At 67.5% G+C, this 19,038-nt stretch carries 18 protein-coding genes; 10 read left to right on the top strand and 8 right to left on the bottom strand.

Annotated features, from left to right (window positions below; translation table 11 throughout):
- Positions 1–22 precede the first annotated feature (22 nt).
- The 5 genes from HDA44_RS16470 to HDA44_RS16490 form a co-directional block, all read right to left on the bottom strand.
- Entirely contained in the window at positions 23–730 is a 708-nt protein-coding gene (locus HDA44_RS16470; RefSeq protein ID WP_184835347.1) for an FMN-binding negative transcriptional regulator, read from the bottom strand.
- Between the two features lie 308 nt (positions 731–1,038).
- Entirely contained in the window at positions 1,039–1,488 is a 450-nt protein-coding gene (locus tag HDA44_RS16475) for a hypothetical protein (protein WP_184835349.1), read from the bottom strand.
- Positions 1,489–1,671: 183 nt separating this feature from the next.
- On the bottom strand, positions 1,672–2,028 hold the full coding sequence (locus HDA44_RS16480; RefSeq protein ID WP_184835351.1) for a helix-turn-helix domain-containing protein: 357 nt from the start codon (positions 2,026–2,028) through the stop codon (positions 1,672–1,674).
- Entirely contained in the window at positions 2,025–2,531 is a 507-nt protein-coding gene (locus HDA44_RS16485) for a hypothetical protein (RefSeq protein ID WP_184835353.1), read from the bottom strand. The genes HDA44_RS16480 and HDA44_RS16485 overlap by 4 nt, the downstream gene beginning before the upstream one ends.
- Positions 2,532–2,588: 57 nt before the next feature.
- A complete protein-coding gene (locus tag HDA44_RS16490) occupies positions 2,589–3,164 on the bottom strand; it encodes a hypothetical protein (RefSeq protein WP_184835355.1) in 576 nt (191 codons plus the stop codon).
- 177 nt (positions 3,165–3,341) lie between these two features.
- Between HDA44_RS16490 and HDA44_RS16495 the strand changes: the two genes are divergently transcribed.
- From HDA44_RS16495 to HDA44_RS16515, 5 genes are all read left to right on the top strand, one after another.
- Positions 3,342–7,850, top strand: a complete 4,509-nt coding sequence (locus tag HDA44_RS16495; RefSeq protein WP_184835357.1) for an FtsK/SpoIIIE domain-containing protein — start codon at positions 3,342–3,344, stop codon at positions 7,848–7,850.
- A gap of 72 nt (positions 7,851–7,922) precedes the next feature.
- Positions 7,923–8,264, top strand: coding sequence for a hypothetical protein (locus HDA44_RS16500; RefSeq protein ID WP_184835359.1), 342 nt, complete (start codon positions 7,923–7,925; stop codon positions 8,262–8,264).
- Entirely contained in the window at positions 8,254–10,389 is a 2,136-nt protein-coding gene (locus HDA44_RS16505) for a TPR repeat domain-containing protein (RefSeq protein WP_184835361.1), read from the top strand. Before HDA44_RS16500 ends, HDA44_RS16505 begins: the two co-directional genes overlap by 11 nt.
- A gap of 34 nt (positions 10,390–10,423) precedes the next feature.
- The gene (locus tag HDA44_RS16510; protein ID WP_184835363.1) at positions 10,424–11,197 is read left to right on the top strand and encodes a hypothetical protein; all 774 of its coding nucleotides are present in this window, start codon (positions 10,424–10,426) and stop codon (positions 11,195–11,197) included.
- 189 nt (positions 11,198–11,386) lie between these two features.
- On the top strand, positions 11,387–11,914 hold the full coding sequence (locus HDA44_RS16515) for a hypothetical protein (protein WP_184835365.1): 528 nt from the start codon (positions 11,387–11,389) through the stop codon (positions 11,912–11,914).
- Between the two features lie 99 nt (positions 11,915–12,013).
- Here HDA44_RS16515 and HDA44_RS16520 read toward each other — a convergent pair whose 3' ends face one another.
- The 3 genes from HDA44_RS16520 to HDA44_RS16530 form a co-directional block, all read right to left on the bottom strand.
- Positions 12,014–12,943, bottom strand: a complete 930-nt coding sequence (locus tag HDA44_RS16520) for a hypothetical protein (protein ID WP_184835367.1) — start codon at positions 12,941–12,943, stop codon at positions 12,014–12,016.
- Positions 12,934–13,521, bottom strand: coding sequence for a hypothetical protein (locus tag HDA44_RS16525; protein ID WP_184835369.1), 588 nt, complete (start codon positions 13,519–13,521; stop codon positions 12,934–12,936). Before HDA44_RS16525 ends, HDA44_RS16520 begins: the two co-directional genes overlap by 10 nt.
- 300 nt (positions 13,522–13,821) lie before the next feature.
- Positions 13,822–14,082 carry a hypothetical protein gene (locus HDA44_RS16530; protein ID WP_184835371.1) on the bottom strand — a complete coding sequence of 87 codons (261 nt, stop codon included), beginning with the start codon at positions 14,080–14,082 and terminating at the stop codon, positions 13,822–13,824.
- A gap of 277 nt (positions 14,083–14,359) precedes the next feature.
- Between HDA44_RS16530 and HDA44_RS16535 the strand changes: the two genes are divergently transcribed.
- Genes HDA44_RS16535 through HDA44_RS16555 form a run of 5 tightly spaced genes read left to right on the top strand, consistent with a single transcriptional unit; the run spans position 14,360 to position 19,005 of the window.
- Positions 14,360–15,085 carry an SAF domain-containing protein gene (locus tag HDA44_RS16535; protein WP_184835374.1) on the top strand — a complete coding sequence of 242 codons (726 nt, stop codon included), beginning with the start codon at positions 14,360–14,362 and terminating at the stop codon, positions 15,083–15,085.
- Positions 15,085–15,900: a CpaE/TadZ family protein gene (locus tag HDA44_RS16540; protein ID WP_184835375.1), complete on the top strand. Its 816-nt coding sequence runs from the start codon at positions 15,085–15,087 to the stop codon at positions 15,898–15,900. The genes HDA44_RS16535 and HDA44_RS16540 overlap by 1 nt, the downstream gene beginning before the upstream one ends.
- Positions 15,900–17,207 carry a TadA family conjugal transfer-associated ATPase gene (locus HDA44_RS16545; RefSeq protein WP_184835377.1) on the top strand — a complete coding sequence of 436 codons (1,308 nt, stop codon included), beginning with the start codon at positions 15,900–15,902 and terminating at the stop codon, positions 17,205–17,207. Before HDA44_RS16540 ends, HDA44_RS16545 begins: the two co-directional genes overlap by 1 nt.
- Positions 17,195–18,091 (top strand): type II secretion system F family protein, encoded by an 897-nt coding sequence (locus HDA44_RS16550; RefSeq protein WP_184835379.1) that lies wholly within the window; start codon positions 17,195–17,197, stop codon positions 18,089–18,091. The genes HDA44_RS16545 and HDA44_RS16550 overlap by 13 nt, the downstream gene beginning before the upstream one ends.
- Positions 18,088–19,005 (top strand): type II secretion system F family protein, encoded by a 918-nt coding sequence (locus HDA44_RS16555; RefSeq protein WP_184835381.1) that lies wholly within the window; start codon positions 18,088–18,090, stop codon positions 19,003–19,005. The genes HDA44_RS16550 and HDA44_RS16555 overlap by 4 nt, the downstream gene beginning before the upstream one ends.
- Positions 19,006–19,038: the final 33 nt, after the last annotated feature.

A 19,038-nucleotide genomic window follows, 5' to 3' on the forward strand; every position in this document is an offset into this window, starting at 1 on the left:
ATGACCGTCGGCGTCGCTCGGCTCACCGGCCGGCGTCGTCGCGGGGATGACCGGCGGCGTCGAACCTGGCGTGCATCAGATCATGCACCTGACGATCCGCACTGGACGGCGACGCATCGAGAGCAGCTAGTACGCCCAACCGGTCGCCGGGCGTACGGTTCTGACTCAACTTCAGCTTCGCGGTGACCTTGTCGATGCGCACCGTGAAGGCCTGCAGCTCAGGCAGCAACTCGGTAATCCGCTCCCGAGCCCACCCATCCGGCACCCACCGACCACCCTCACGCGCCTGCTCGTGATCGCCGTTGCCAGCCTCGCGATCGCCGTTGCCGGGCTTGCGGGCCCGCTCGTGGTCGGCGGTCAGCCGCATCAGGTGCGCGCGGACGGCGTCGGGATCATCCATCGGCACACACGTCCCACGAATCTCGATCGCCACGAAGTTGTACGTCGGCAACCCGCGGTCGGCGTACCAACCAGGACTGACATAAACCGCCGGCCCAACCACACTCACCAACAACCGCGCCCCCGACCGAACCGATTCCGCAAACGGATCAGCCCCCGCGACATGCGCCACCAACTCACGTACACCATCGGCATCACGCCGTACCTGAACCGGCACATGAGCGATCCGCAGCTCCGGCACATCCGTCACAAGCGTCGCAAACGGATGCACCTCGACAAGCCGATACACCTCATCCAGGTCCGGCTCGAGGTAGTCGGGATCGACGTACATAAAGGCTCCATTCACTTCACGACAACACGGCTCCACGGGGCGCCACCCAACCCGGCTCCATCGCCGACCAGCCCGCCCGTCGCCACCGACACCGCCGACCAGCCACCCCACCCCCGATCCTGCCCGCCCCACCCCCCCACCCGCCTCGTCCCCCCCAACAACTTTCCAACCCCACTTCCGTCCAACTCACCACCCGACCAGGCAAGCCCCGGCAACGGCGGGTTCTCCACCCTTGTTGTGGGTTCTCTACTGGTATGCGGGTGGAGAACCCACAACAAGAGTGGACAGGCGGGTCGGACCCCCAAGCTTCAGCGCGTGGCTGCCGGTCCCTCGCGGTGGTTCTGAGCCGGCGGCCGCACCGCCGACTGGCCGGTCGGGGCCGCGGGTTGTGAGCCAGGTGGTGCGATGCCTTCGACAACGAAGGTCCGGTAGAGGCTCGCCACGTCCCACGCCGCAGGATCCGCGTCGACTGGACCAGTCGGAGGAGGATTGGGGTTTGGACCCGGATCAGGCCCACCTTCGCGCCGGTCCATCGGTAGTCTCGCGACCACCACCGGCTGCCGCGGCAACACCGCGACCTCCTCATGATGATGCTCATCGCCATGACCGGTCAGCTGGCTGACCGCGGGCATCGCGGCAGCCGCGATGTCGTCACCCGGACACACCACGAACGCCGCCGCCCGGATCGCGACCGCACCCGCCTTCAGCCCAATCGCCCTAACCCGCTTGGCCTTCCCACTCTGCAACCGCTCCGTCAACCGAAGCTCCGCCCGCCCAAGCCACCGCGCCGCCGCCCCATGCTCATGCGCGTGCTCATGCCCGTGACCATGCCCATGCCCGTGCCCCTGGTCACCGTGAAGTTCATGCTGGCTGGAAATCTGTCCGTCCCTTCGTCAGTCCAGCCACCTTACCAAACACGAAAACCATTTCCATTAACTTGGTCAGCCGCCGCGGAGTGTACGGCCGAGGGTGGTGAGGGTGTGGCGGACTGACTGGCCGGTGCGGGTGGTGGTGAGAAGGCCGGCTTCGCGGAGTACTTTTGTGTGCTGGCTGACTGCCCCGGGGGTGAGGTTCAACCGGCGGGCGAGGGTCTGCGTCGACGTAGCGATGTCCAGTTCGGCGAGGATGTTCGCACGTGAGCGGCCGATCAGGTTCGCGAGTTCATCGAGGCCGGCGGCGGCAGTACCCGCCAGCGCAGCCGTCTCGCTGCGCACTGCAGGACATACCAGCGTCGGCGTCAGCTCGCCGTCGATCAGCGTGATCGGCCGGCCGTAGTTGAAGTACACGGGCACGATCACCAGTCCACGGCCCGCCAACCACAGATCCAGCTCACACCCGTAGTCCGCCTCCAGCACCGGGTACTGCCAGCGCACGGACGGATGCAGATCATCGAGCAGCGCCCCGACACCACCAGCCACCAGGCTCGCCGCGTAGCACGCTCGCGCCTTCTCGAACCCTTGCGGTACGTCCGCGTCAGATCAGCCTGAACCACCGGCTTCGGTAACGCCAGCATGCTGTCGAAATGCGCCTGCGGGTCCGGCTCGTCGAGGTTCGGTGTGAGCAGGTCCGCGAAGTTCCCCGCCAGCGGAACTACCGAACACGCGGCCTGCAGACTCAACGCCCCGCCGGACTGTTCCCGGGCCCGGCGCAGCACGCGGTCCCGCCAGCCACGGAAGCGCAGCGGGAGCTCCGGCTGCTGCAGGCTGTTGATGCTGAGCACCAGCTCCCAGAGCGGATGCGGCGACCCGGCGACCCGTACCTTGAGGAGATCTTCAGGCGTGAAGTGAATCCGCAATACCACGGCGCCGACTCCCCTCACTCATGTCGTCACTCTAGGTTACCTCCCTTGAGGTGAGGTTTAACCCGCGTCGTCGCGAAGTTCGGAGCGCAGCTCCTCGATCTCGGCATTCACTTCGGCCCATCGCCGGGCCACCGCCGCCCACTGCTCCGGCGGGTTCTGCCCGGCCCGGTACCCGCGCCGCTTCAGCTCCTCGTACTCCGGCCGGAGCAGGTTCCGCTCATCGCGAAGACTCGCCAGCGTCAGTGCCGCCTCAACCCGCCGCAGGTCGTACTTCCGCGCCGAACGCACCCCGCCCGAACCAGTCGCCTCGGCATGCAGGCGCTTCGCCTTGATCACCGACGTGATCGCGACGAGCACCAGCACACCGGCAAGCGCCAGCTCGAAGTACGCGACCCGATGCGCATCCGCCAGCTTGTCCGCGAAGCTCACGATGTCGCCAGTGCCATCACGCTGACAACCAAAGCCGACCGACGGCATCAACGTACGACCACATCGCGGCTGGTACCCGGGCCGCAATCTCCGTACGCCGGCCACGACAAGCCACGCCGCCAGCACCGCACAAACCACCGCCCGAACCACCAACGCCCGCGGCCACACCCGACGCTGGTACTGCCCCTGGCTGACACTCGGCACAACCACTCCCCAGCTCTTCTGGACACAGGTCGAGACAGTGTCAACCAGCCGACCGAGCCCCGCCAGAAGAATTCAGTCTGAGCTCAATTGCTCCCTCGGCCGGGTTCGGCGGTGGGCGGGCCTGACACGTCGTAGTCTCTGTTTGACAGTCGGTGCGACGGACGGGGAAACAGGCGAATGCAGGTTGTGCTCACCGTGGTCGACCCCGCGCTCGGCGTACGGGCGGATGTGCTTGTCAAGGCCGATGCCGATGCCTTGGTATCCGCAATCGTGCCGCAGCTTGTCGCGGCGGTCGGCGGACTGGCGTCACCGCCGGGAACGGCCTCGGTGACGAGCTTGCACGGCGCCCGCGTACAACCCCCGATCTACGTCGGCGGTGCACTTGTCGATCCGGGCGCCACGATCGCCGGCTCGCCGCTGCGTGAAGGTTGCGTCGTCAGCCTCGGCGACTCCCGTGGCTGTCTGCCCCGAGAGCCGCAAGGGCTGATCGAGATCCGTGTCGTCAGTGGCCCGGGCGCCGGCGGCGTACACCGGCTGGGGATCGGAAGCTACACGATCGGAACCACTGCCGAGTCAGCCATTCGTCTCGCGGGAGCGGGCATCCCGGATTCGGTCGGTACGGTGACCGTGACGACCGCCGGTGAAGTAACGCTTCGGTCCGACGTCCCCGGCTCCGCGCCGGCGCCGGACCGGCCGCACGATCCCGCCGCGGGCCCGATCGTGCTCCCTGGCGACGGCAAAGCAGTCGAAATGCTGCAACCTGGCCATCGAGCAGCGTTGCTTGAGGTAGATCGTCGCCCGCAGTCCGATACGAACAAATGGTCCGGCCGTGCCTGGGCCCCAGGTTCGCAGCTGACAATTGGCCCGGTCGTCCTTGAGCTCGCGGCCGTCCAGCCTCCGGACGCCTCACTGTCCGCCAGCCCCAATGGCGGAATCCTCGATTTCAACCGCCCACCACGGCTCCTGCCACCACCGCGGCTGACCGAGTTCAACCTGCCGGCCGAGCCCGAGAAGCCGCGCCGGCAGAGCTTCCCGCTGATGATGATGGCCCTGCCGCTGGTCGCGTCGGTCGCGATGGCGGTGTTCCTGCGGCAGCCAGGCATGCTCCTCTTCGGTCTGCTCTCGCCGCTCCTCTACATCGGCCAGTACTTCCAGAGCCGCCGCGAAGGCAAAACGAGTTACAAGCAGCAGCTGGCTGAGTACCGGGACCGGAAACGCCGGATCGAAGCAGCAGCCATGGACGCGTTGGCCGACGAGCGCGAGGCCCGCCGGCGTGACGTACCAGATGCGGCGAGCCTGCTGCTGTTCGCGACGGGCCCACGCTCCCGGCTCTGGGAACGTCGCCCGACCGATCCGGACTGGCTGGAGCTCCGGCTCGGTACGGCGGACCTGGCCAGCGAGGTTGTGGTCGAGGACGCGACTCAGGACAGCCACGTACGGCGGCGTACCTGGACTGCTCCGGACGTACCGGCGACCGTCCCCCTGGCATCCGTGGGAGTCCTGGGGATCGCCGCGCCGAACGGCGACTCGCAGCGCCTCGGCGCCTGGCTGACCGGGCAACTTGCGACGTTGCACGGCCCGCAAACGCTACGCCTGATGGTCCTTTGCCCGCCGGACTCGGCCGCGGACTGGGCCTGGACGCGTTGGCTGCCGCATCTGCGCGGCGGCGAGGACGACGGGTACCTCGATGCCGTGGGCAACGATGACGAGACCACGATCCGGCGGATCGCCGAGCTCACCGCGCTCGTCGAGGCCCGGCGCAAATCACTCGGCAATGCCGGCTCCGAACCGCCCGCGTTCGCGAAGCAGCTCGTGGTCGTCATGGACGGCGCCCGCCGCCTTCGGCTGCTACCCGGAGTGGTGGCGCTCCTGCGCGACGGTCCGTCGGTCGGCGTCCGGTTCATCTGTCTGGACGCCGACGAGCGTCAGCTCCCCGACGAAGCTCAGGCGGTAGTCACCCCGCACGGCTCGTGGTGGCGCCTTCGCCGTACGGGCGCGCGCCCGATCGACGGCATCCGGGCCGATCTGGTCACTTCGCAATGGCTTGATCGACTGGCGAGATCCCTCTCCCCGATCAGAGACGTCTCCGGCGGCGAGGGCGGCGCCGCGCTACCCGACGGCAGCCGGCTCTTGTCGGTGCTGGGCATGGACCCACCCGGTCCGGAACAGATCGCCGCGCTCTGGAAAGTGCGCGGGCGTACGACCCAGGCGCTGCTCGGCGAGGGTATCGACGGCAACTTCGTCGTCGACATCGTTCGGGACGGACCGCACGGCCTGGTCGCGGGCACCACCGGCGCCGGTAAGTCCGAGCTGCTGCAGACCCTGATCGCTTCGCTTGCCATCGGCAACCGTCCGGACGAGATGAACTTCGTTCTCGTCGACTACAAGGGCGGTGCGGCCTTCAAGGACTGCAACCACCTTCCGCACACGGTCGGCATGGTCACCGATCTGGACGGCCACCTGACCACGCGCGCACTGGCGTCGCTGGCCGCCGAGCTCCATCGCCGTGAACGTCAGCTGAAGGCGGCCGACGCGAAGGACATCGAGGAGTACCTGGAGCGAATGGCGCCGGGCGACGAGCCGATGCCGAGGCTGCTGATCGTCATCGACGAGTTCGCCGCCATGGTCACCGAACTCCCGGACTTCGTCACCGGCATCGTCGACATCGCGCGTCGCGGGCGGTCGCTCGGCGTACACCTGATCCTGGCCACCCAACGGCCGGCGGGCGTGGTGACCAACGACATCAAGGCGAACACGAACCTGCGGATCGCCCTCCGGGTCACCGACGCCGGCGACAGTACGGACGTGATCGAGGCACCGGACGCGGCCCGGATCGGCAAGTCGACGCCCGGTCGCGGGTACGCGCGGCTCGGCCACTCGTCGCTGGTGCCGTTCCAGACGTCCCGGGTCGGGGGCAGGCCACCGGCGCTCGTCGCGTCATCGGTGCTGGCGCGCGTCGCACCCTGGCACGAGCTCGGCCGGCCGGTCACGCTTGAAGCCGACTCGCACGATGACGATCCGATGACGCCCACGGACCTGGCTGTTCTGGTCCGGAGTCTGCAGGAGTCCGCGCGCCTGACCGGCGTGGCGACGCCACCGAGCCCTTGGCTGCCGCCGTTGCCGCTTCGCGTCACGCTCGACCAGCTCGAGCCGGGCCAACTCGACGACGACGGCCGGGTGCCGCCGATTCCATTCGGTCTGTGCGACGTTCCGCATCAACAAGCGCGTGCCACTGCCGCGTACGACCTGAACTCGCCCGGACCGTTCGGCATTGTCGGTACGCAGCGCAGCGGCCGCTCGGCCACGCTGCGCGCCATCGCCGCATCGATCGCGCGGCTCGCCGGGCCCAGCGACGTACACCTGTATGGCGTTGACTGCGGCAACAATGCGCTGCTCCCGCTGATCAACCTCCCGCATACGGGTGCGGTGGTCGCGCGTGATCAGCTGGACCGGCTGATGCGCCTGACGGATCGGCTGAAGTCCGAGATCGGGCGGCGTCAGCAGCAGCTCGCGGCGAGTGGGTTCGCCGACATCGCGGAGCAGCGCCGCCGGTGTACTCCGGCCGATCGCCTGCCGTACCTCGTGATCCTTCTCGATCGGTGGGAGGCGTTCCGAGCGGCGTTCGAGCAGACCGCCGGCGGGCGGCTGTACGACGACTGGTTCCAGATCCTGCAGGAAGGCGCCGCCGTCGGTGTGAAGACGATCCTCACGGCCGACAAGTCGGTGCTGGCCGGACCGATCTCGACGCTGCTCGAGGACAAACTGATGCTCCGGATGGCTGATTCGGCGGACTTCCTGAACATCGGGATGGCGATCAAGGACGTACCGCAAACCTTCCCGCCGGGCCGTGGGTTCCGGGCCGAGGGCGGGCTCGAAACGCAGGTAGCGCTGCTGACCGACGACGACTCCGGCACCGCGCAGGTCGCGGCATTGCACGAGATCGCCGCGCGGTCCACGCCACTCGCCGAGATCCCCTTCGCGACCCGCCCGTTCCGGGTCGACCCGCTGCCGGTCACGATCAGTACGACGGCGGCGCTGGCGCTCGGCCCGGCGGCACTCGGCGACTCCGAGATCCTGGCCGGCGTCGGCGGCGACACCCTCGGCCTCCGGGCGTTCGACGCGCACGTACACGGGCCGGGAATTCTGGTCGCGGGCCCGACCCGGTCCGGCCGCAGTACTGCGCTCCTCACCCTGATCGAGTCGATGATCTCGCGCGGCCGGCAGGTCGTTGCCGTCGCCCCGAGGCGCAGCCCGCTGCTCGATCTCCCTGGTACCGAAGGCGTGGTCCGCGTTTTCGGAGCGGATGCCGACAGCAACGAACTCGCGGCCGTCCTCGACGGCCTGCGGACGCCGCACGCCCTGGTGATCGACGACCTGGAACTCATCGGCGAACACACGCCCCTCGCGGAGCTGATCGAGTCTCGCCTCGGCCAGTTCCGCGACACCGGCAACCTCGTCATCGCCGCCGGCACGACCGCCCAACTGAACAGCATGTACGTCGGGCCGGCCGCCGCCATCAAGCGATCACGTACCGGCCTGGTGCTCGCGGCCGAGAAGTACGACGATGCCGAAATCCTGGGCGTCATGCTCCCGACCGGCCTCCCCACCGGCTCCCCGCCCGGCCGCGCCATCATGATCACCACCGGCTCCTGGCAGCGCATCCAGGTCGCGACGCCGTCAGCGTAACCCGGCGCCTGAGTTGCAGGTTCCTGCAACTCAGGCGGTAGCGGCCCGTAGCACTGTGTAGTGTGAGCCGATGTGGCTCAGACCTCAGGTGAAACCGCCGCGGCCGGCGGCACGGTGCCGAACCCGCTGCACGCGTACCTGAACGCCCTGCTGAAGCGCGTACAGGCAGCCCAGGAGCGACTGCACAACAAACAGCAGCGGCCGGCTGTAACGATCGCTAACGGCAGCGCCTGGTCCAGCACGACAGCCACCCTCTGGGCCGGCGAGTTCTCGAAACAGGCAGCCAAGTACGTAGCCGGTGTCCGAGCCCTCAACGACGGCGTCGAAGAACTACTCCGCCGCACCCCGGCAACGTGTACTCCAGAAGAAGCAGCCCGCTGGCGCGCCAAGCTCGGAGGCCACGGTGGCCGATAAACCCGAGTCCGGCCGCTCCGGCGACGGCGACGGCGACGGCTTCTGCGGTATCAACCCCACGGTCCTCGCCGGAGTCATCAAGGACCTGGCCGCGATCGAAGCCGCCATCACCACCGAACTCCGACGCCTCAAGCCCGACTTCGAAAAGGCCGGCGTCTCCACCGCGCCGATCAACGACCTCGGCAACGTCTCACGGTGGCTCCACGAGCAACTCCCAATGCTACGCCGCCGCCAATCCGCCGCATCCCTACTCGCATCCCAGGGCATGTCGTTCACCCCCAACACGAGCCTGCTCTCCGTACCCGAAGACTCCGGCGCGGCGACGAAGCAAGCAGCCAACCTTGCGGTCGATAACACCAAGGCAGGGCTCGACGGCAAACCCGGCAGCCGTGACGGAGTGCTCGCTGCCGTCAATGCGCTCGAGCGCATCCGCGGCACCAAGGGCCGACTCGATCCCGACGAGGTCCTGTTCCTTGAGACCTACTACGGCCGCCTGGGCAAGGACGTGTACAAACTCCCCGGCTATCTCCGGGACGACAACAACTGGATCGCCCCGACCAGAACCAGTTACACGCCCGGCGAGGTCATCCCCACGGCCGTTGATGCCAAGGTCAGGGAGAAGCTTGCGGCAGCAGCTGCAGGTGCCCTGCTGACTCTCTCGGACGAGTCACGGGGAGGCGGATGGAACCGGCTCCCAGCGTTCGTCCGCGAAGCCGCCCAGGACAAGTTCGCGGGCTTCCGTATGCCCGACGGCGGCTGGGCACCTGAAGGCGGCGAGAAGGCCGCGCCGTTCGCCGCCTTTCTTGCCCAGGCAGATCCGGCCGACCGAGCGGGTCTGGTACTCAGCAAGCGTCTCGCGATCTCGGCAGCAGAATCGATTCCGGCCTACCGGCGGCTGCAGACCCCGACTTCGTACAACCCGCCGGCAAGTGATGAGCTCGCGCGAGTCTTCCTCCACATTTCCAGCCGCAACGAGCAGGCCATGCATGATCTCCTCACCGGTCAGCACATGGAGCAGCCGGCAGATGTCTCCAAGGGAATCTACAAGGGCTACACGACCTCGAAAGACTTTCTGGTCGCCCTCACCACACATGTCTGGAGCGACGGTGGTAAGGCCGTGTCCGAGACGCTCAACTGGATCGCCGACGCGAAGAGATCAGCAAGCCCCGCCCGCCAGCAGCTCGCGAGTCAGGCCTGGGACAGCGTCTTCAAGACGCTCACGGACGAATCCGTGCTCAGGGCCGAGCTCGATATCCAGGCCGGCGAGCAGCGGGTCATTGACGTCCTGGCGAAAGCGACCCGACCAGCCCTCGGCGTCGTCAGCCCCGAGATCACCCGGAGCCTCGCTCGCGGAATCGCGGCATTCATCGACGAGGTGGCGAACGATGAGAGCAACGAACAGGCCAGTGCGCGCCTGTTCACCCTCGTTGCTACCGACCCACTCGCCGCCGAGTCTCTGGCCGGAGCCATCTACCTCCAGAATGTGGCGGGCATCCACGACACCCTCAGGCATCCGGTGGGCGGCCGTTTCGTAGTGGGTGCCGATCCGGCAGGCAGGCTGCAGGCGCTTCTCGAAGCAGCCTTTATCAATGTCGCGTTCGAGCTCAATGCAGACACCGCTGAAGCCGCGAAGGCGGCCGACGAACTCAGAGGCAAGGCGCTCAGCGCCGTCGCGGGCTTCGTCACCAAAGGCTTCGGGACCGAACTCCCGTCGTTCCCTGGACTCGACCCGGTTGACATGCTGGACCGAATACTCGCCCATGCGATCTCCGGCGGCGGGGATCCGGCCGAACCTCAGACCGTGAAGTTCGACGGGATCAATCCTGCCGGAGCGACCGGCGGAGCGCTGATCGTCCGATACAACTTCGTCAAAGCCCTGATCGAGTCCGGGCAGCTCAAACTTGGAGATCTGCCGATCGACTTGCGCAGCGAGACTACTCCCCCGCACCTCCTCTCGCCCGCGGAGATCCCCAGCTGGGATCGATCGAAATTGGCAGCGCATTACATAGACTCGGTCTCGAGCGTGCCAGGTGCCGCAGAGAAGCTGACGTCCTACCTGGACGAGTACCGCTTCGTGACATCAAGGGTGCTTCTGAACCGAAGGAACGACAGAATGTTCAACTGAGCGGCTCTCGATCTGAAGGGAAAGGGCAACAGACGTGCCTCGTGCCATTTGGTGCCGTCGCCGGCAGGCGATCGGGGTCGCAGCATTCTCGCTTCTGACGCTGGTCGGCTGTTCGGCGCGCGCCGACGACAAGCAGCCGCCCGCTGAGCCGGTCGGACTTCCCCAGTCCTGGATCTGGTCAGCTGCGTCAGGCATCCCAATCGACTCAGCGGACGCCCGCACGGTTCGTGGATGGTTCGAGTCAGCTGTGCTGTTTCAGGGGGCGTTGGTCTCCTACCCAGGCTTTCCGCAAGCGACCTCGGCCGACCTGTTGAATGAGCTGATGCCGGCAGACGACGGCCTCCAGCGCGCGGGAACCGAGCGTCTCCTGATCCGATCGATCACTGTCACCGATGGACACCTCAATGCCAGTGTCTGTGTCGACGGCTGGGACGGGTCCTACTTCACGTCTGCCGGCAAGTTTCACCGCGCCGAGATAGCGCTCGTGGTACAGACCCTGGACATGCGGAAGGGTGGGCCGACAACCGCTAGCCCAGCACGCGCGGGACAAGCGCTCGTCGCGGACTCCGCCCCATCCCCGGTCGGCGGCAGGCCGTACTCGAGCTGGCTGAAGGGACCGAGCGACAACGTCTTCGGCGGTTGGATCGCCTACAACCGTGAGTTCGCTGCTCCACCAGCCGATTGCATTGCCTGGTTCAAGAAGAGTCATCCGACCATCAAGTACCCCATTACCTACGCCAACGACAAGCGGCCGAACCGTCCCACCTCCGCGCCGCCACCAACCCTGCCGGCCAGCCCAGGCTGGTAGCACGTGACTGACGCGCGGAAGCTCGCGACAAGAAGACCACACGGGGCAGTCGTTTCGGCAATGGCGATTGCGACAGCTCTGGCCCTTGGCGGATGCGGCTCATCCGATCCGCACTCCAGCACGCCGGTCGCCGATACCCCAACGTCCCCTACCCCTGCGCCGACCTCACTGGAGTCATCTAGTGTTTCGGTGCAGATCAAGCCTTTCACGAAGCCGTTGTCTGCGACCCAGGCGCAAGTCCGCACAAGCTTCAGTCAGTACATCACCGCTCGGTTCCGGTTCCAGTCGCATCGTTGGATCATCGACCCGGTCTACGCCAAAGCGGTCCTGCCTGGTGCGCCAGAGAACCCGATGAATACCGACACCATCGGCCTGGCTGGACCGGCTGTCATCGAGATCCTCTCAGTGACAACCACGACATCCACGAAAGCGACCGTGGCCTACTGCGTAGATGACCGATCCGTGCGATACATGGGACGAGACGGAGCAGTCGACATCACCGGCCCCGCCGGCGACCACCTAGTGGGTGACGTCGCGCTCGAAACATCTACATTCCTCCTCACCACCGACGCGGCAGTCGACGGCACCACCAGCACCTCGCCACGCTGGCTCCTGAAAGACGGGACGCTCTTCGCCGGAGCCAAGGAATGCCAGCGGATGATCGACTCACCGCCCCCACCTCCGCCCACTCCGCGCGGCCCCACCAACACCCCGTGATCCCGGGCCGAAGCCTGCCAACCAGGAACGAGGGTTGGTGAGGTGGTTGTGCTGGTTTGTTCAGGGCGTTGGCCCGGCGGCGGCCGCCGATGGTGATGGTCAGCGGGTGATGGTTTGGATTTCGCTGATGGTTAGTTGGTGGGTGGTGGTGTTGGTGGGGCCGGTGAGGTCTTGCTGGCGGGTGTTGGCGAGCCACCACTGGACTGTCCAGCCGACGCTGGCCGTGAGTGCGTAGCTGCCGCTGTGCTGGTAGGTGACAGTGCAGGCTGCCGGATCGTTCGCGGTAGCGGTGGACCATGGAATGCCGGCACCTTGACAGGGTTGTGCAGGGCCGCCGTCACCAGGGGTCAGACTGATCTGCGGGACGATCCGCCACTGCAGCGCGTACCCCTCGAGAAAGATGGTCTTGGACTTCTGCTCGTAACGACCCGGCACGTACCGGCCCTTGTCATCGGTGAGCCAGACCCAGGTCGGGACTCCGATGACCTGCCGGGTGGCGATCGGGTTCACCGCCAGGTACGGCTTCGCGAACGGCAACGAGCCGACCACCGACTGCATCACCTGCAAGGGCGTACGTCGCGGGATCTCTGGTGGTGTCTTGAAGAACTGGATATCGAGCCCGGCCCTGCGGATCAGCCCGTTCTGCCGCATGTCCGAAACCCGGATATCGCCCAGCGCCCGCTGCAGATCGGCAATCGTCTTGTACTGCCCGAACGCGCAGAACTTCTGATACCAATGCCCACCCTGCCCCTCAGCCGGCTCACCAGGCGAAGGCTGATAATCCGGCTTCGGCACCCAGACACACGCCGGCCTCCCACGACTCACCGACTTCCCGTTCCGCCCCTCGTCCCCACCATCCTTCTCACCCGGAACCGTCGGACAAGTCAGACCTCCATCAGCCGACGTCTGATCGGTGGTGAGCCCGCCACTTGGATCGCAACGAATGCCAGCGGCGGCCGGCAGGCACTGGATCGCCGCGCCGGCGATCAATCCGGCGACTCCGAGAATGACCGGCGTGATCAGGCGCATCCGGCCGTCTCCGGCTTATTGGTCTGAGTCTCGGTCACTTTCCACCGGCCGCCGATCAGGACCACTTGGTCATGGTTGGACAAGCGGATACCCCCCGACTTCCTGACCTCGCCCTTCTTGCTGGTCAGGGTCAAGTCGTCGATGACGCAGGCGTACACCGTAGCGGTGGCCGGCTTGGCTTTCAGATTGATCACTGCGACCCGGCCTTTGATGAAGGTGATGCTGCCACCGAACTTCGACTCGATCAGATACATCCCGCCGACCGAAGACTTCAGCGCCGACAACGCGTTGCCGGTCATGAACTTCTCGTACGGATAACTCGGCTTGTTGGTCACGGTGCCATGTGACCGATCCGCGATGTACGCCTTGTAGTCGGCCATGATCTTGGTCTTGGCGGCCGGGGTCGGGTCGACGGGCTTGGGTGGTGGCGGTGTGGACGACGGTGGCGCGCTGGCGGGGAGCAACGGCGTCTGGGGCGTTTCGGCCGCCTTGTCCTTGTCCGCTCCGCCGCATCCGGCCAGACCGGCGACCAGACAGGCCGCGAGCACCGCACCGCTGAGCGTCCGAGCTGACGACATCCCACTCTCCCCGAGTAGACATTGGTTGGATCGCACAATCCGTGGACGATCATGTCCAGCCAGCAACTATCCCACGCCAGATGCGCCAGGTCAGTTCTTCGGCCGGATCAGCCTCGCGTCGGGATGGTTCCGCGCGTACAGGTGCCGAGCCGCCACGGTCGCTGACTGGATGGAACCGGCTTGGCATCAGTCATGACTTCTCGCGATCGCAACGCAAACAGCGGCAGCCGTCAGGAGTTGCTCGAGCCGGCCGAGAAGGACTTCCTCGGCCGGCTCGCGGGCACTGGGCGGACGCTTGGTTTACTGGCCGCCGGTGGCGATGGTGATGGCTTGGCGGTTCTTCTGGACTGCGGAGGCGGCGTTGGCGAGGTCGGTTTCGATCAGGCCGATGTTCTTCTGGCACTGGGTCCAGGCGACGCGGAACTCGTTGGCGTGCTTGCCGGTCCAGGCGGTGCCGACGACGACCTTGCCCGCGGCGGCCTTCAGTTGCGCGAGCTCCTCCGCGAACGACTTCAGCTTCGCCGACAACGCATCCAGACCAGGAAGATCTCCACCGGTCATACCCCCGCTAGCTGGTCCACCCACGGTACTTCCCCATTTCAGCTCGGTACTCGGTGGCCGGCCACTGCCGGCCCGAAAGTCTGATACAAACACCTGATTGTAGGTGACGGTTGGTCCGCACGTGGTCGCGAAAAGTTGCAGGAACCTGCAACTGCGAGTGATCGAGACTTGACCAGTAGTCGGGATAACCTTGCTCGGCAAAGACGCACGCCGTGCGGGGGCGGGCGCGATTTGTCATGACGAGGTGCCCGCTGATGCTTTGAGGAGAGCGGGTCTGATGTCCAGCACCGTCGGCACGGAGTCGGCCGATCGACAGCGCCAGCGTGAGCAGCGCAAGGCGACCGGTTCGCAAGGGAGCCGGCTACCGGCTACACCGCGGCGGCGACGCCCCGCGCTGGCCGCGTTGGCCGCGTTGCTTGTCGTCGGTGGAGCCTTGGTAGCAGGGGTTCTGGCCGTCCGGATGGACGAGCGGCAGGCAGTCATTCAGGTTTCGCGGGACGTCGGCGTCGGGCAGAAGATCACCAGCGCGGACCTGACCGAGGCCCGGGTGGCGGCCGACGTCCCGAGCCTGATCCCGGCGTCCCGGGCCAATGAGGTCGTCGGCCTCTTCGCGAAGGTTGCGATGGGCAAGGGACAGCTGCTCGACAAGTCGATGCTGACCAAGCAGGGACCGTTGCAATCGGACAAGGCAGCGGTCGGCATCCTTCTCACCGCCGGCCGGACCCCTGCGGACGGGCTCGCGTCCGGAGATCTCGTCGAGCTGGTACGGATCGGTCAAGGCTCGGTCCAGTCGGCGGTGATCGCGCAAGCGACTGTTCTTGCCGTCAGCAACAAGGCGGACCAGAAGGGATCGGCGCTCGGAGACCAGTCGTCGGCCGGGACCGCGCAGACCGCGACGGTGCTGGTGGACCGGGCCGATGTCCAGGCAGTGGCCGATGCCTCCGGCAACAACCGGATCGCGGTCGCGCTGCTGCAGCGGGGCACCTCGCTGGAGGACAAGTAGTGGGTCTCTACGTCCTCGCGGCCGCCAAGGGCTCGCCGGGCGTCACCACGTCGTCGGTCCTGCTGGCGAGTATCTGGCCCGGCGAACCGATCCTGGCGGATCTTGACCCGGCCGGCGGCGATGTCGCGCTGCGCTATCGAGACACTTCCGGCGTACCACTGGACCCTGACCGTGGCCTGCTCTCACTCGGCGCCGCCGTCCGTCGTGGCGTCGCCGAGGTTCAATTGTCCGATCATGTCCAGCGGATCGCCGGTGGCCTTGAGGTTCTGACCGGTGTCAGCTCGCCGGATCAGGTGCAAGGGCTGGGTCCGACCTGGCAGCATCTGGCCCGGTCGCTTCGTTCGGTCCCGGGTCGCGACGTGATAGCGGACTGCGGCCGGTTGACGCCCGGCGCGGCGACCATCCCGGTGCTGCAGAGCGCCGACGCCGTACTGATGCTGGCGAGGCCCACCCTCGAAGGGCTCTCGCATCTTCGGGAGCTGATCCGCGGCCTGGCCGAGCTGCTGCGCCTCGGCGGGTACGACGCGGTCCCGGTCGGGGTCGCGCTGATCGCCTCGTACCGGGACGCGCGCACTCCCGGCGAAGTGCAGTCGATCCTGGACCAGGCCGGGCTCCGCGCGTCCGTGCTCGGGATTCTCGCGGACGACGCCAAGGCGGCCGCCGCGATCCGCACCGGCGACGCCCGCCGGGTACGCAACTCGCTGCTGACCCGTTCGGCGGCCGAGATCCGGGACCGGTTGCTGGCGGTCCAGCGCGAGCTGCCGGGTGCCGCCGCCACCGCGCGGTACGAAAGTGGCAAGGAAAGGGCGCTCTGATGGATCAATCGCTGGTCCGCAGTCTGCGCGAGGACGTCGCCGAGGTGCTGGCCCGGCAGCGTCGCGAGGACACCGCGAACGGGCTGCCGCAGATGAATGCCGAGGACGAGCGCCAGTTCGCCCGCGCGGTCGTCGGCCGGGTCCTGGAGGCGCACGCCCGGGGCGAGCTCGCGGCCGGCCGCACTCCCCCGGCGGCCGCCGAGGAGCAGGAGCTTGCCGACGGCATCCATGCGGCGCTGTTCGGGGTCGGGCGGCTACAACCACTGCTCGACGACCCGATGGTCGAGAACGTCGACATCAACGGCTGCGACCGGGTGTTCATCGGGTACGCCGACGGACGTGAGGATCGCGGTGCACCGGTCGCCGAGAACGACGACGAACTGGTCGAGCTGATCCAGACCCTGGCCGCGTACTCGGGACTCGCGAGCCGCCCGTTCGACGCCGCGAACCCGCAACTGGATCTCCGGCTTCCGGACGGCAGCCGGCTGTCGGCCCTGATGGGTGTCGTCCCGCGCCCGTCGCTCTCGATCCGGCGATCCCGGCTGTCCCGGGTGCGGCTGGAGTCCCTGGTCGAGTACGGCACCTTGAGTCCGGAGCTCGCCGCCTTCCTGTCGGCCGCGGTCAGTGCCCGGAAGAACATCATGATCGCCGGCGCGACGAACGCCGGAAAGACCACGCTGCTCCGGGCACTCGCCAACGAGATCCCGCCGGACGAGCGGCTGATCACCGTCGAACGCGCGCTGGAACTCGGGCTCGGTGAGTTCGAGGACCTGCATCCGAACGTGCTGTCGATGGAGGAGCGGCTGCCGAACTCGGAGGGCCAGGGCGCGATCGTGATGGCCGAGCTGGTCCGCCGCAGCCTGCGGATGAACCCGAGCCGGGTGATAGTCGGCGAGGTGCTCGGCGACGAGATCGTCACCATGCTGAACGCGATGAGTCAGGGAAACGACGGCTCGCTGTCGACGATCCACGCGAACTCGTCGCTGGAAGTCTTCAACCGGATCTGTACGTACGCGATCCAGTCGGCGGAACGGCTGCCGGCCGACGCGACGATGATGCTGATCGCGGGCGCGATCGACTTCGTGGTGTTCATCGAACGCCGGAACGAGTTCGCCGAAGGTGGCGCGCTGCGGCGGATCGTCACCTCGGTCCGCGAGGTCAACGGTGTCGACGGCCGGGTGCTGTCCAGCGAGATCTTCGCCCAGGGCCGCGACGGCCTGGCGGTGCCGGCGGCTCCGATCAGCTGCCTGGCCGAGTTGCAGGCAGTCGGGTACCGCGGTAGCGCGGCGGCGGGATGGGCATCGTGAACCCGTCCTTCACGCTGGTCCTGATCGTCATCGCGGGCGCCGTCGCCGGCGGCGCGCTGCTGGTACTGATCCTCGCCCTCGTCCCGCGCGAAGAGTCCGCCGAGCTCAAGCCGCCCTCCTCGTTGCTGGCGGCAATGAAACGGGCCGGCATCCGGCTGCCGATCGCGATCGGGGTCGGTCTGCTCCTGCTGCTCCTGACCCGCTGGCCGGTGGCGGCGATCGCGGGCGGCGTACTGGTCTTCGCCTGGCCGTTGCTGTTCGGTGGCGCGCAGGAGGAACGCATCGCGATCGCCCGGCTGGAGGGCGTCGCGACCTGGACCGAGTCGCTCCGGGACACCGTGGCCGGTGCGGTCGGTCTCGAGCAGGCGATCCCCGCGACCGCGCACGCGGCCTCACCGGCGATCGCGAAGGAGCTGTCCGCGCTCGCGGACAGGTTGCGCGTACGGGTCCCGCTCGGCCAGGCGCTGCAACGGTTCGCCGACGAGATGGACGACTCCAGCGTCGACCTGATCGTCGCGACCCTGATCCTGAACTCGAAGCTCCGCGGCCCGGGGCTCCGGGACGTACTGACCTCGCTCGCCGACTCCGCCCGCGCGGCGCTCGACATGCGGCAGCGGGTGAGCGCGGGCCGCCGCAGCACCCGGCGCAGCGTACGGATCGTGATCGGCGTCGCGCTCGCCTTCGTATTCGGTCTCTCCATCTTCAACCGCACCTACGTGCAGCCGTATTCGAGCCCGATCGGCCAGGTGGTCCTGCTGCTGATCCTCGGCCTGTACGCGGCCGGCTTCGTCTGGCTGCGCCGGCTGGCGACCTTCGAGATGCCCGAGCGCTTCCTGCATGCCCGGGACCGGCTTCCGGACGCCGAAGGAGCTGGTCGCCGATGACGCTGATCATGCTGTGCGGAGCCATCGCCGGAGCCGGCCTGCTGCTGGTGATCCGGCTGGTGGACCGCTCCGAGCCGGAAGGCGCGGTCGCCCTGCTCCAGCTCGATGCGGACCGCCGCCGATTCCGGCAAGAGGTCAGTCTCACCGCGGATCGACGGCATCAGACCGAGTCGCTCCGGATGCGCCGGCTGGGCGCGAGCCTGCGCCGCGTACTCGATGCCCGGGGCATCCAACTGCCCACGTCGGTTCGCGCGGACCTCGGCGTCACCGGACGTTCGCTCGAGGCGCATCTTGCCTCCAGCCTGACCGCGGGCCTGGCCGGATTCTTCGTCCCGGTGCTGCTGCTCACGCCGGTGGGCGTGGTGACCGGCGGCATCCCGATCGTGGTGCCGATCTGGCTGTCACTGGTCGGCGTGATCTTCGGCGCGCTGCTCCCGACCGCACAGTTGCGCTCGGTGGCAGCCGACCGCCGGCGGGACTTTCGGCATGTCGTCAGCTCGTTCCTCGATCTGGTCGCGATGAACCTCGCGGGCGGACGTGGCGTACCCGAGGCGCTGTCGTCGGCGGCCGGGATCAGCGACGGCTGGGCGTTCATCCGGATTCGCGACACCCTCGAGACCGCGCGGCTGCAGGGCATCACGCCGTGGGCCGCGCTCGGTCAGCTCGGCGAGGAGCTGTCGATCGACGAGCTCCGGGACCTCTCGACCGCGCTCGCGCTGGTGGCCGAGGACGGCGCCAAGGTACGGGAGTCGCTGACCGCCCGCGCGGTCTCGATGCGGCGCCGGGAACTGGCCGAAACCGAAGGCCGGGCGCAGACCCGGTCACAGTCGATGCTGATGGCACAGATGCTGCTCTGCGTCGGCTTCCTGCTGTTCTTGACGTATCCAGCGGTGGCCCGGGTGATGGGCCTGTGACCCACCCGCCCGTGACCACCCAGAGGAAGGAAC

Origin of the sequence: Kribbella solani, assembly GCF_014205295.1 — a bacterium.
Taxonomy (GTDB): domain Bacteria; phylum Actinomycetota; class Actinomycetes; order Propionibacteriales; family Kribbellaceae; genus Kribbella; species Kribbella solani.